Source organism: Microcystis sp. LE18-22.4A, assembly GCF_027531105.1.
Classification (GTDB): domain Bacteria; phylum Cyanobacteriota; class Cyanobacteriia; order Cyanobacteriales; family Microcystaceae; genus Microcystis; species Microcystis aeruginosa.
This window is the reverse complement of sequence record NZ_JAPZRB010000541.1, coordinates 18,117-30,171: the sequence shown is the minus strand read 5'-3', so window position 1 is coordinate 30,171 and position 12,055 is coordinate 18,117. Positions and strand designations below refer to the sequence as shown.

The 12,055-nt window shown below is 44.1% G+C and carries 11 protein-coding genes; all 11 read right to left on the bottom strand.

Annotation, left to right across the window (positions count from 1 at the left end; all coding sequences use genetic code 11):
• Nucleotides 1-85 precede the first annotated feature (85 nt).
• The 11 genes from O9295_RS23125 to O9295_RS23075 all read right to left on the bottom strand — a co-directional run bounded on the left by O9295_RS23125 (nucleotide 86) and on the right by O9295_RS23075 (nucleotide 12,006).
• Entirely contained in the window at nucleotides 86-982 is an 897-nt protein-coding gene (locus tag O9295_RS23125) for a Vgb family protein (RefSeq protein ID WP_288035645.1), read from the bottom strand.
• Nucleotides 979-1,860 (bottom strand): haloalkane dehalogenase, encoded by an 882-nt coding sequence (locus tag O9295_RS23120; RefSeq protein WP_287697383.1) that lies wholly within the window; start codon nucleotides 1,858-1,860, stop codon nucleotides 979-981. The genes O9295_RS23125 and O9295_RS23120 overlap by 4 nt, the downstream gene beginning before the upstream one ends.
• A gap of 58 nt (nucleotides 1,861-1,918) precedes the next feature.
• On the bottom strand, nucleotides 1,919-2,698 hold the full coding sequence (locus O9295_RS23115) for an SDR family NAD(P)-dependent oxidoreductase (RefSeq protein WP_288035643.1): 780 nt from the start codon (nucleotides 2,696-2,698) through the stop codon (nucleotides 1,919-1,921).
• Between the two features lie 67 nt (nucleotides 2,699-2,765).
• Nucleotides 2,766-3,803: a hypothetical protein gene (locus O9295_RS23110; protein ID WP_288035641.1), complete on the bottom strand. Its 1,038-nt coding sequence runs from the start codon at nucleotides 3,801-3,803 to the stop codon at nucleotides 2,766-2,768.
• A 12-nt stretch (nucleotides 3,804-3,815) separates the two neighbouring features.
• Complete coding sequence (locus O9295_RS23105) at nucleotides 3,816-4,946, bottom strand: DUF5602 domain-containing protein (protein ID WP_288035640.1); 1,131 nt, start codon at nucleotides 4,944-4,946, stop codon at nucleotides 3,816-3,818.
• A gap of 67 nt (nucleotides 4,947-5,013) precedes the next feature.
• Nucleotides 5,014-5,811, bottom strand: coding sequence for an SDR family NAD(P)-dependent oxidoreductase (locus tag O9295_RS23100; protein WP_288035638.1), 798 nt, complete (start codon nucleotides 5,809-5,811; stop codon nucleotides 5,014-5,016).
• Between the two features lie 39 nt (nucleotides 5,812-5,850).
• Nucleotides 5,851-6,729, bottom strand: a complete 879-nt coding sequence (locus tag O9295_RS23095; RefSeq protein ID WP_288035636.1) for a hypothetical protein — start codon at nucleotides 6,727-6,729, stop codon at nucleotides 5,851-5,853.
• Entirely contained in the window at nucleotides 6,716-7,726 is a 1,011-nt protein-coding gene (locus tag O9295_RS23090) for an alpha/beta fold hydrolase (protein ID WP_288035634.1), read from the bottom strand. The genes O9295_RS23095 and O9295_RS23090 overlap by 14 nt, the downstream gene beginning before the upstream one ends.
• Nucleotides 7,727-7,769: 43 nt before the next feature.
• Complete coding sequence (locus tag O9295_RS23085) at nucleotides 7,770-8,156, bottom strand: hypothetical protein (protein WP_002731634.1); 387 nt, start codon at nucleotides 8,154-8,156, stop codon at nucleotides 7,770-7,772.
• Between the two features lie 186 nt (nucleotides 8,157-8,342).
• The gene (locus O9295_RS23080; protein ID WP_288035633.1) at nucleotides 8,343-10,151 is read right to left on the bottom strand and encodes an NAD(P)/FAD-dependent oxidoreductase; all 1,809 of its coding nucleotides are present in this window, start codon (nucleotides 10,149-10,151) and stop codon (nucleotides 8,343-8,345) included.
• Nucleotides 10,152-10,236: 85 nt separating this feature from the next.
• A complete protein-coding gene (locus O9295_RS23075; RefSeq protein ID WP_288035631.1) occupies nucleotides 10,237-12,006 on the bottom strand; it encodes an NAD(P)/FAD-dependent oxidoreductase in 1,770 nt (589 codons plus the stop codon).
• Between the last annotated feature and the right edge of the window lie 49 nt (nucleotides 12,007-12,055).

Here is a 12,055-nt window from a genome sequence, read left to right as displayed (position 1 = left end):
CAAACCGCCGACACCATCGGTCAAAGCATGGGGGCATCGCGGCTGGGGTTGTCTCTTTCATCGCTGCTCTTTCAACGTAAAGTGCTTACTCTTTAACGATTATACTCGATTTGATCTTTATTTGGCGTTTAAGTCCCATTATGTAGAGGTTGCCATCCTTACCAAAGGCTAAACCTATGGGGGCAATCAGCCCACCACTACCAGGAAAAACAAAAGTATTGAGAAATGTTCCCATTGTTCCGTCATTCTTCAAGACACTATGGGTGTTAAGGCTACTGACGTAGAGGGTGCCGTCTTCTCCAAAAGTCAAGCCTGTGGGTACATCCACCTCACCATTGTTAGAAGGAATAATAGTTTTGATGAGGTTACCAGTCGTCTTGTCATAGACGAGGACGCTGTTGGTGTCACGACTGTTGACGTAGAGGTTACCATCCTTGCCAAAGCGCATACCTGTAGGGATCTTTAATCCGCCACCACCAGAAGGGACAAAAGCATTGATGAATTCCCCTGTTGTTCCATTGTACTTGAGAACATTATTGGCACTATTATTAATCGGGGCAGGTTCGCCAAATCCTCCATTGAGTCCACTATTACTGACGTAGAGGTTGCCATCCGATCCAAAGTCTAAATCGATCGGATTTTTCAGCCCACCACTACCGGATTGAACAAAAGCATTGATGAATTCTCCTGTAGTTCCGTTGTACTTCAGAATACTGTCAGTAGCACGGCTGACAACATAGAGATTACCATCTGGACCAAAAGTCAAATCGAGCGGCTCTTTTAGCCCGCCACTGCCAGAAGAAATAAAGGTCTTGATGAATGCCCCCGTTATTTCGTCATACTCTAGGACACTGTTAGTAGCGTTGCTAGCAACAAGTAAAGATGCTTGAGCTTTTGGAGTAGCAAAGCCAAGGACGGCAATAGTTGTCAGGAGAATACTGACTAGACGATAACAATTAATTAAACTCATAAATACCCTCAAAGATTGTTATACCAATTGACGAGTTCCGCTCCGATTAAATGGGGGTTGTCTTCTTGTAAATAATGGCTGCCTGCGCCGATGTTCACTGACTTCAAATTCTTCAGATGCTGCTCGTACCATTGCGCCATTGACGGCGAGATTAATGCACCTGGATCAGCATAAAACATCAGTTTCGGCAAATCCGATTGCAGAAGCTTTGCATGGTAGGTCTCGACAGCCTTGACTACAGCGACGGGTTCTCCTTCAATCGGTATCTCGTTAGGCCAACGCCAAATAGGCTTACGGTCATTTATTTTCTGGAATGGCTCCCGATAGCGGTTCATCTCCTCTTCACTGAGTTGTCTGACGATGGAAAGGGGCAACACTTGCTCGATAAAAGCGTTCTTATTCACCAGCAAATCCCAGCCCACCTCTGGCGTTCGGAATGCCTTAAATAGCTCTATGGCTCTTGTAGGAAAATCATCCCATGACATAGGTCTGATGAACTCCATGAAGGCGAGTCCTTTGATGTTATTCTCCTGACTCATAGCATAGTGAAAGCCGATGGCAGACCCCCAATCATGCATAACCAAAGTGATATTTTTCAGGTTCATCCTTTCGATGAATCCCTCTATAAACTTCACATGGTCAAAAAATAGATAATCGATGTCCGGCTTGTCTGACTTTCCCATGCCAATCAGATCGGGGGCAAGGCAACGCCCTTTGGCTGTTAGATAGGGAATGATATTGCGCCACAGGTACGAAGAGGTGGGATTGCCATGAAGAAACAGGATCGGCTCCCCTGAACCTTGATCGACATAGTGTATTTTAAAGCCATCGACTTCGATAAAGTTGGACTCGAAAGGAAAATCCGCAGAAATACTTGGTGTTGTTTCCATTTTTTCACTCTTGACTGAAATCGCTAAAAAACGCTGAAAGTGTCCAGTTTTTGGACAATTATGAATTCCGCCCAGCAGATGCTCCGCCGTCGAGCGCCCATACTGCACCAGTTACCCACGATGTTTGCTCCGATAGCAAGAAACAAATTGCATTGGCGACATCAACAGGTTGCCCGATGCGTCCGATAGGGTGGAAAGTGTTGAAACCTTGAAGGACTTCATGAACTTCGCTCGGATTGATAAATGATTCATACACTGGTGTCTCGACGACAGCAGGAGCTACAGCATTCACGCGGATGTTGTAGGGAGCCAATTCAATAGCAAGATGCCGCGTCAGTCCGTGTAAACCAGCTTTCGCCATTGCATAGGCTGCACCTGGAGTTGCCGCAGTAGCCACATTAGCCCACATTGAACCAACGTTGACGATCGCTCCTTTACCACGAACTTTCATGTTCTTGGCAACTTGTTGAGTCAAAAAGAATGTGCCGCGATTGATTTCGAGATAGCTGTCGTAGTCAATCTCTTGACAATCTAAAAAAGGCTTTGGAGAAAATATGCCAGCGGCATTAACCAGATACTCAATATCTGGCATCTGCTCTGCGATTCGAGCAATAAGCTTGGCGACATCCTGTTTATTGGTAAGATCTGCCTGTAGGACTTCGACATTCCCATAATCTGCCAACTCTTGCGCCGTCTTGTTGAGTTTGTCAATTTTGCGTCCTACAATGATCACTTGAGCTTGACTTTTTAGAAGAGCCTCGGCGACGGCTTTACCGATGCCACTGCTACCTCCCACAATTAAGGCCAACTTGCCACTAAATTCAAATTTATCTTTCATGGATTGTCTCCTGAATTTCCTAAAGTTATCAAATCGATTAGCTGGGTGAAGAAATTAATTCTTTTTCTCAAACCAGCTTTTGTCTGTCTTTTTTCCGGTTAATTGTTAACCTGGCAACTGTACCAAATACACCAATACCTAAGAGCGTCAAGGGAGAAGAGTATTCAGGAACGGACGTAGAATTGGCACTCCGAAATGTCAAACCCCCTAGCGATACTGTGTATTTATTCACCTCATCATAGGTAACGGTATAAGTTGTGGGATAATAGCCACCCTTGGCATACTGATAACCGGCTGGTTGGGGGATAGCCTCAGTAAAGCTACCTCCTGATGGTTGGCTAGTCGCTAAGTCATTCAAAAAATCAGTAGCAATCAGCACATCAATAAAAGTCATCTTTCCTTCACTAAAACCGAAGAATAAAGAAGCACGAGGGTTAGGTTCTAGCGGATTAAAAAAGGCTGTCCCTGCACCTGAGATCGCGTAAAATTGGCTTCCTGGTGGAACTTGGATAAAACCAGTGGGGACAGCCTCTGGATTGGGAGCTTGAACCGCTTTTTCCAATTCTTCTCCAAAACATTCAAAGAATTGGTTAGTGTTAGGACAGATGGTACTGCGTCGCTCCGCAAAAGTAGATAAGTAAAAAGAAAAGTCGATATGCTCCTCGCCATAGCCTGACCCGCCTGGCGTATGACCATCATTGAAATAGAGGAGTTCTAAATCTCCGAAGGGGGTTGCTGAAGCTTGAGAGGGCAAGAGTGGGTTATAAAAATGTGTGGGATAGGGAAAGGTAGAAGGGTTGCCGTTAGCAGGATTGGGTAAGCTAGACAAAGTTTCTTGGGAGAAAGTTAGTCCGATATTGGTCGGTTCTCCGTGGTCATCAAAGGTGACAAAGGAGCGAAATGTTCCATTTCCCAGAGGCAATGGTTCTCCGTAAAAGACAGACGCTGAATCTAACGGATTGTTTGCTGAACCTGAAAAAGGTGGATGTGAGTGGGGAGGGACTGAAGGAGAACCACTCCCATGGGCAGATGCTGCTTCTATTCCTAAAGAGACAGAGGCAAGAACTGCTCCAATAACAGCCGCTAATAATTTGATATTTTTCATCAGTGCAAGCTCCTAAAGCGAAGTAGATTCAGCATTCGAGTTTGAGACATTACCAAAAGCCTTGACCTCATCAGCTAATTTAGGTTTTTTCTGGCCAATTTTGAGCTTAGTTACCACCCCCAAAGCGCCGAAAGCCAATAAAGATAAAGCAGAAGAAGATTCAGGAACGGAAGTAGACCGATATCTTAATCCTCCCAAGGACATCGTATATTGCTCACTGTTCGGGTTATAGGTAAGGGTATAGTTGGTAGGATAGAATCCAGCCTCAGGATAGATACCGCCGGCTGGCTGTTTAATCGGCCTAGTAAAGCTGCCGCCATTAGGTTGTTCCCCAAACTCCTCGATAAAACCAGCGCCCATGGGAACGTCGATATAACTCAATTTCCCCTCATTAAACCCGTAGAAAACTGTTTGCGTGAAAGGATCTAAGGTCTCTGAGGGATCGAAATAAGCGGTTCCAGCACGCTGTAACCCATAAAAAGTAACAAAGGGCGGAACTTGAATAAAATCAGTAGGAATCGCACCAGGCGGTGGTGGTTCTAGTACCTTTGCCAGTTCTTCTCCAGTACAAACAAAGGGACTGACCGGATTATTTAGGTCTGGATGGGGACAAATTAAGTCTCGTTGCTCGTTGGTGATGAAGAAATAGGTAAAGTCTATATGGGGGTGCATCAGGTCAGCAATATTAGAGAGTGCTGGATCGTGACCGTGACTCCAATAAATCAGCTCAACGTGTTTAAAAGCTGTAGCTGGAGCATTGGCAGGCAAGGGAGGAAAAAGACGCAGTGACGCAGTGGGAAAAACTGGTAATTCGGGTAAACCAGTTAGAGCCACTTTGTCAAAGATATAGCCAATTTCTGAGGGATCTCCTTGGCCATCGGTTTTGACATAGGTGCGAACCATTCCATTCCCCAAAGAGAGTGGATTTCCGTAAAATACGCTGCCTGATGCTAGTGGATCGACGAAAGGTGGCGCTGGTGGCAGTGGTTGATGTAAACCTCCATGGGCTTGTACCGGGTGCAAGTTTAAGAGGAAACTCGAAAATACTGCTCCAGTTGCTATGATTGCCCTAGTTGCTTGAGTTGCCATTGTTGTCCTAGTTGCTTGAGTTGTCATTGTTGTCCTAGTTGCTTGAGTTGCCATAGTAATTTTTCTCTCACGGAATTTACCAACTTAAGTTGAGGAACTTAAGCAGATTTTTAACTTTTAATTATCTTGTTTCATTGAGGTCCCCCCTTCTCGGTCGAGTTATTCGTTCCAAGATTTGCACGGTTATACTGCGTGGCATTAAGCGAGGAATGCTGTTAGCAAGCCAGTAATTTTTAAGTCCGGGGATGACATAATTGCGCCCGTCTTCAAGAGCTTTGAGAGCAACTGCTACCACCCGCTGAGGAGAGGTGGCACTCCCATCATCAAAGATCTTAACTAAAGACCGTGTTGCTGTCGGTCCAGGACAGAGCGCTAAGACACGCAGTCCTCGATGGCGATACTCAGCCCAAAGCGCTTCACTAAAGGAGAGGACGAACGCCTTACTCGCTCCATAAACGGCCATGTAAGGCATGGGCTGAAAGGCTCCACTAGAGGATAAATTGATTACCGCTCCTTCCCCTTTAGCCAGCATTCCTGGGATAAATTTATGGGTTAAATCAACTAAAGCCACTACGTTAACCATCACCTGTGCGTGATCTTGCTCAAGGGGAATTTGCTCGAAGGGCGCATAGTTAAGAAACCCGGCATTATTAACAAGTAAATCTACAGTAAGTGCCTTTTCCTCGACAGCGCTGAAAACGTCCTGAGCAGCATTTTCACGACTTAGATCAACAACAATTACTTCAGTGCGGACACCGTAAACTTGATAAAGATCGGTTGCTATTGTGCGTAGTTTTTCTTCGGTTCGTGCTACTAAAATGAGATTCATGCCACGTTTAGCAAGCTCGCGGGCGAATATCTCGCCAATCCCAGATGATGCTCCCGTGATTAGTGCTGTTTTGCCGCGATAATTGAACATAAACTTTTGCCTTTAAATAAAAAGTTGATTTATTTTAAGTTACTGAAACTTTTTGCCAGCTTTTTCTAAGCAACTAACTCCCAAGAGTCCGAGTCCTAATAGTAAACAAGACAGGGTATTAGAAGGCTCAGGAATTGGCGTTAGGGAAAGAGTCACTGCCCGATTGTTAGCATCAGGAACAATGCGAGCTACTTCGACTTCATCCCCTGTCCAAAACACTCCATCAGGTCCAGGAGTAAATAAAGGGGTAATGGTGGAACTGAAGAATTCTAGCTGACTCCCGGCTCCTTCTGGAGGAAACCCAGTTAAGGGTGAGGAGAGATTGAGGGTTACGGGGTCTCTGGTGCGAATTGTTCCTTCCGGCGTTCCTTGGATTTCTAAAAAGAATTTCAAGAAACTATCTCCTAATGAGGGGTTATCATTTCTTTGGCTGATAGCTCCTGCCGAATAAAGGGAAACATAGGGTAAAGTTGACCCTGGAGGAGTCGGCGCTAAATCCGGCACTCCATCCCCAGCTAAGGCAGTAATCAGGGGGACAAAAGGAGTAGAACCTGAAGCGATATTGTGGAAGACTTCCAATTGAACTACGTCAGTAATACCATCAACACTGCCTACATTACCCAGTAAAGGATTGCCAATAATGGCATCAACGGGATTTCCTAATAAAATCTGGGTTTTTCCTTGGAGAATTGCGGTAAAATCTGGTAAATTATTCGGACTAAAGCCAAAGTTAGCACTAACGATAACTGTGTTAGCAAAATCGTAGATCTGGCTCGAACAATTAGAAATCCAATTGTTCCCTGAACCACAGTTTAAAGAAGAGGCATTGGCGGGAGTAATTGCCCCTGGCAATAGGGAAACTGTTAAGCTTATAATGCTTGGAACAAGTGGCAACATTTTAAACTTAGAGTTTTTCATTTGTCTTCTCCTTGAGGTTAGTCTGTTCTAAGATTTTCCTGATTGCATCGACAACTAATTCAGGTTGATCAATATGAATATTATGACCACTGCTGTGAGCGATTTGTAAGCTTCCCGAAGTCGAAAGCTGGGAGGTTTCTCTCTGTAATTGCTGCCAGATAGACTCAGATGCTTCTACATTTTGCCCGGAAAACATATTCAGTCCGTGGGAAATTACGACCAAGGGTAAGTGGGAGGGAAAGGAAGTTTGACTGACCAATGCGGCATCTTTTTCCATTAATGCGCTTTCGGCTAAGGCAGTATTAAAGCTTTGGGGGAGGAACTTCGCTAAAACAACAGATTGTACAGACGGGGGCAATTTTTGGACAAATTCGGGAGCGACATCACTGCCTTTGAGTTGCAGCAGGAGGCGTAAGATTCCCAGGCGAGAAATAATGGATAAACTGCGAAACATTTGCCGCGTTGCTGCCATATTTTTCCTAAATTCATTCCCCAGACGGCTATAGACATTTGCCGGTACCGCATCCACTAAAACCACTCCCACTACTTCTGAAGGATACTGGCTGGCAAACAGGCGCATATTCAACCCTCCCAAGGAATGACCCACCAGTAAATAAGGTCCGGCTATTCCCCCTTTTTTCAGTAGAGTGTGTAGTTCTTGAACCATAATCAGGCTGGTGCGAGGATGGGGACTGGGTTCACTCCAGCCGTAGCCAGCGCGGTCGTAAACACAGACAGAGGTGAACTTTGCCACTTCCGATTGAACCCAATGCCAGAGGGGAGATATTCCCCCTAGTCCATAATCCATCACCACAGTGGGACTACCTTGACTTTTACAGTGGAGATGCAAGCGATAACCCCCTACATCTATCAATTGACCAGGTGGTGGATACTTACTTAGGTCTTTAATTGTGGCAACTTGCTGGTAAACCAGTCCTAAAAGTACCAGTAGTGCCACCAAAGTAATAAGTATTCCGCCGAGTAGCCAAAATTTCATCTTTTTTCCCTATGATTCATTAGTTAACTGATAAAATTCTCTGCTAAGACCCGATCTGGAGAACTGGTTTACTATCGGTTAAGGTGAGATAAACACAACGTTTTTTGTCTAAGTCAGAGAGCCAACAGTAAATCGGAATTCCAGGACAACTAGCATTTTCAGGCGGAATGTTTGGCTCAACAAGAGTCGGTAAATCAGAAAACTTAAGCAGCGTTCTCGGCTTACCTAAATTAAGTGGAGCAACAGCGGCTGCCATGATAAATATTGAGCCAATTTCACTCAGTCCTCTACCTTCCAAGTCAACTGAGTTCCCCTGCACGAGTGCATTGAATTCTGATTCGGAAAGATTCAAGCCAATGCGGTTAATTCCCCGGCGCAATTCATTAGGCTCTAAGATGAATTGGGATGAGACAAAGGTGGCTAATTCCATGATAATTACCTCAACTAAGAGCAGGAATTTTACGGGTGAACAGCGATCATTAGTCTCAAATTAAGTAAAAATGATGATTTTTTGAATGTCATAGCGAGGGGGGGATTGACAAAAACGCCATCTCGCCATGACAGATTATAGTTTGGCTTTGCTTAAGTTGACACCAGTGACAGCTATTCGCTCCTACTAAGCAGGAAAAGACTCAATTGTTACTCTTTCACCGACCACGTTTTGAACAACAGAAGGCGATTTCTTCTGCGGTTGATAGTGATAGTTTTTGAATTCCTCACGCATCTTCTCAATTTGGCTGTTATCAGCTATTCCTCGGGTTTTGCGCTTATAAATTACTTCGGCGATTGTGGCTTGAATCGATAGCTTCAACATCCGACCAAAGTAATACCAATGTTTCGGATTTAACCAACCGGCGATGCCAAAAGCTTTCCATTGAAAGAGAGCATACCAAATAGCAATGTAGAAGTAAGCGGCTTTCATGCTGGCAAAAACATTACAGCGCCGAGGCTCGAATTTAGTATTTTCCAAGAAATCGTCGAAGTGTTTTAAGGTTCCATAACCGCCCAGCAATTGATCGGCCCGATAGGCATCCATTAAACCAATATTAGCACCCTGTGACACTAATTGATGAAATTCCTGGCATAAATCAGCGAAAATTCCATTAACATTGCCATCGGCAATTTTCACATAGCGGGGGATAAAATTTAAGTCCAGATGCCATTTACCAATATAGGTGGGAACATGGACACCAAACCACCACATATACTCGAAATAAATCCGCCAACTCATAACACTAGCATGACCGAGTTGATAGGCATGATCTCGGTAGAGACAGTTGACAGTACGAGCATAAGCTAGGTTGAAATCATTGTAAGCGGATCGTTTTTGTTCTGCTGCTGCTTCCTCAGCCAATTTAGCACGGATAATTTCTGTAACACTTTCTACCTCAAAAGCGATCATGGTCGTTCCATAGGAATAAAAAGCATCAAAAATATGGGCAGCATCCCCAATAACGTACCAGTTATCAGGAGAAAAAAGAACTTTGCTTTTGTGGGCAATTTTCGGCCAGTAATGAAAATCAACTACTTCCCCACTTTCAATCAATTGAGAGAGAATAGTATGATTGCTCTTGAGAAAATTGGCAAATTTGTCAAGGTTATTTATGCTATGAGCAGGAATAACATCGTGATGGTGAATAATGCCAATAGATAGTTCCATCGAGTGCTTATCAATGGGAATCATCCATAACCAATGACCCTGGCCAAAATAGTGATTGGTGGCATAATAATGGCTGGTAGATGCGCCTTCGGGATGATAGCCACTGTGGAAAATCGTGCGGTCGATATTTTTCACCCGCAGCCACGCTGAACCATTATTGAGTCCCAGGAGATTCTCTGGACCGGAAAGCACATTATCAGTTTTGCGTCCAATAATAAAATTCTTGCCTGCGGCATCGATGACGTGCTTGGCTTGAAGGGTAATATTTTCCTCGCCAACTTTGGCATAAACTGTTTTTAGCTCATCCCCTGAAGTAAGAGCGACATCTTTGACCCGTCCCTCGTAAAAATCGGCTCCCATCTGACAATTCATCACCAGTAAATCTTGCTCAAATTTAGCCCGTTGTAGGTGAAAAGACCCCACTGGAGTTTGACGGTTTGCCCAGACATGATAATAATCATCAAGGGTTTCTGTTTTTGCCGGATCTTTTGGCCAGTGGAAATTGAGACCAGATTTGGGGGGGTGGTTTTCGATTAAATAATCATGTAGTCCTAATTCTTTGCAGAGAAACAAAGCGGCAACTTCGATTAAAGACTCACCGATTTTTAAATCTTTGTCTGTGCGTTCCACGGGACGGGGATCGATTAGCGCCACCCGAATATTAGGGATGTTGAGCATGAGATGTCGTGCTTGGCACAGTCCAGCAAAGCCTGCTCCCATAATGACAACATCGTATTCTCGAGATTGAGTAATGGTAGAATTCATGGTTAACTCCTTGATGGTTGATGAAGTGATTGACACTCACAGATGATTGAGAGAAGGGCGTTGAATTTGATGCAAGCCAAAATCCTTAAGAATTGGTGGCTTCTGCCAGCCAAGGCTGGAGTTTTGGTTGATATTGATAAGTTTTAAACTCTTGACGCATCGCTTCAATTTCACTGTTGGCAGGCAGTCCTTTGGTTTTAAACTTATAAATTAACTCGCCGATAGTTGCTTGTCCTGACAACCCTAACAGGCGCATGAAATGGTAAATATGGCGGGGATTGAGACAACCTTGTATACCAAATCCTTTCCATTGAAAGAGTGCATACCAGAGGGCGGCATAAAAACAGGTAGCTTTTAAACCAGCAAAGACATTACACCGCCGCGGTTCAAACTTAGTATTTTCTAAGAAGTCATCAAAGTGTTTGAGAGTGTGATAACCCTTGAAAAGTTGATCGCCCCGGTAACAATCCATTAACCCAATATTGACATCCTTGTCTGCTAGTTCGGTAAATTGTTCATTTAAATCAGCAAACAGTCCATCAATATTGCTGTTTAGAGTTTTGAGAAAGATGGGAATATAGGTGAGGTCCAAATGCCATTTACCTACATACATAGGAACTTGTACCCCAAACCACCACATATACTCAAAGTAAATGCGCCAACTCATCACACTGGCTTGTCCTAACTGTTTGGCGTGTCCCCGATAGAGACAGTTGACACTACGGGAGTAGGCTAAGTTAAACTCATTGTAAGCAGCCCGTTTTTGTTCCGCATCAGCTTCACCTGCGAGTTTGGCCCGTACAATCTCCGTTATCCCTTCAATAGCTAAAGCAATCGTGGTGGTTCCGTAGGAATAGAAAGCATCGAAGATGTAAGCAGCGTCGCCAAGGACATACCAATTGTCGGGAGAAAATAGGGTTTTGCTTGCGTGAGAAATCCTCGGCCAATAGTGGAAATCTACTGCTTCTCCACTATCAATGATATTGGCGAGAACTTGGTGATGATTTTGCAGGAAATTATGGAATTTTTCCCGGCTGTTTACTTGAGTGGAATCAATCACATCATGGTGATGAATTACTCCAATAGATAATTCCATCGTTTGGGTATCAATGGGAATCATCCACAGCCAATGTCCTTCGCCAAAATAGTGATTAGTTGAGTAATAATGGCTGGTTGAGGCATTAAGCGGATCGTAGCCACTGTGGAAGATGGTACGATCTACATTTTTCACTCGCACCCAGGCAGATCCTGTGTTTAATCCCATTAAGTTTTCTGGACCAAATAGGAGGTTGTCAGTCTTGCGCCCGATGATGAATTTCCGTCCTGCTGCATCGATAACGTGTTTGGCTTGCAGTTCCATTCTTTCATCGCCTACCTTGATTTTAACTGTTTTAATGGCATCGCCAGGAGTTAAATCAACATCGACAACTTGCCCATTATAGAAGTTGATTCCCATGGCTTTATCCATTTTTAGCAAGTCTTGTTCAAACTTGGAGCGGTTGATTTGAAAAGAGGGAATGGGAACTTGTCGGTTCGAGCCAGCATGATAGTAGTCGTCGATTGTTTCAGTTTTTGCTGGATTTTTGGGCCAGTGAAAGTTAAGCCCTTGTTTGGGAGCATGATTTTCAATTAGGTAATCATGTAGTCCCAATTCTTTGGCAAGAAAAAGAGCGGCAATTTCAATGGTGGACTCGCCAATTTTTAAGTCCTTATCTGTGCGTTGTTCCGGACGGGGATCGACTAGAGCTACTTTGATATTGGGAATCTTGAGCTTGAGGTGTCGCGCTTGACATAGGCCAGCAAAACCAGCACCCATAATGACCACATCATACTCTTTATCTTGAGTCATTTGCATTGATTTACTCCTGAATTAATCGAGGTTAGTTTTGGTAAATTGTTTGAAT

Coding starts and splice junctions, on each gene's coding strand:
- O9295_RS23120 (WP_287697383.1), bottom strand. CDS start 1,860: ATGGAAACAACACCAAGTATTTCTGCGGATTTTCCTTTCGAGTCCAAC.
- O9295_RS23115 (WP_288035643.1), bottom strand. CDS start 2,698: ATGAAAGATAAATTTGAATTTAGTGGCAAGTTGGCCTTAATTGTGGGA.
- O9295_RS23110 (WP_288035641.1), bottom strand. CDS start 3,803: ATGAAAAATATCAAATTATTAGCGGCTGTTATTGGAGCAGTTCTTGCC.
- O9295_RS23105 (WP_288035640.1), bottom strand. CDS start 4,946: ATGGCAACTCAAGCAACTAGGACAACAATGACAACTCAAGCAACTAGG.
- O9295_RS23100 (WP_288035638.1), bottom strand. CDS start 5,811: ATGTTCAATTATCGCGGCAAAACAGCACTAATCACGGGAGCATCATCT.
- O9295_RS23095 (WP_288035636.1), bottom strand. CDS start 6,729: ATGAAAAACTCTAAGTTTAAAATGTTGCCACTTGTTCCAAGCATTATA.
- O9295_RS23090 (WP_288035634.1), bottom strand. CDS start 7,726: ATGAAATTTTGGCTACTCGGCGGAATACTTATTACTTTGGTGGCACTA.
- O9295_RS23085 (WP_002731634.1), bottom strand. CDS start 8,156: ATGGAATTAGCCACCTTTGTCTCATCCCAATTCATCTTAGAGCCTAAT.
- O9295_RS23080 (WP_288035633.1), bottom strand. CDS start 10,151: ATGAATTCTACCATTACTCAATCTCGAGAATACGATGTTGTCATTATG.
- O9295_RS23075 (WP_288035631.1), bottom strand. CDS start 12,006: ATGCAAATGACTCAAGATAAAGAGTATGATGTGGTCATTATGGGTGCT.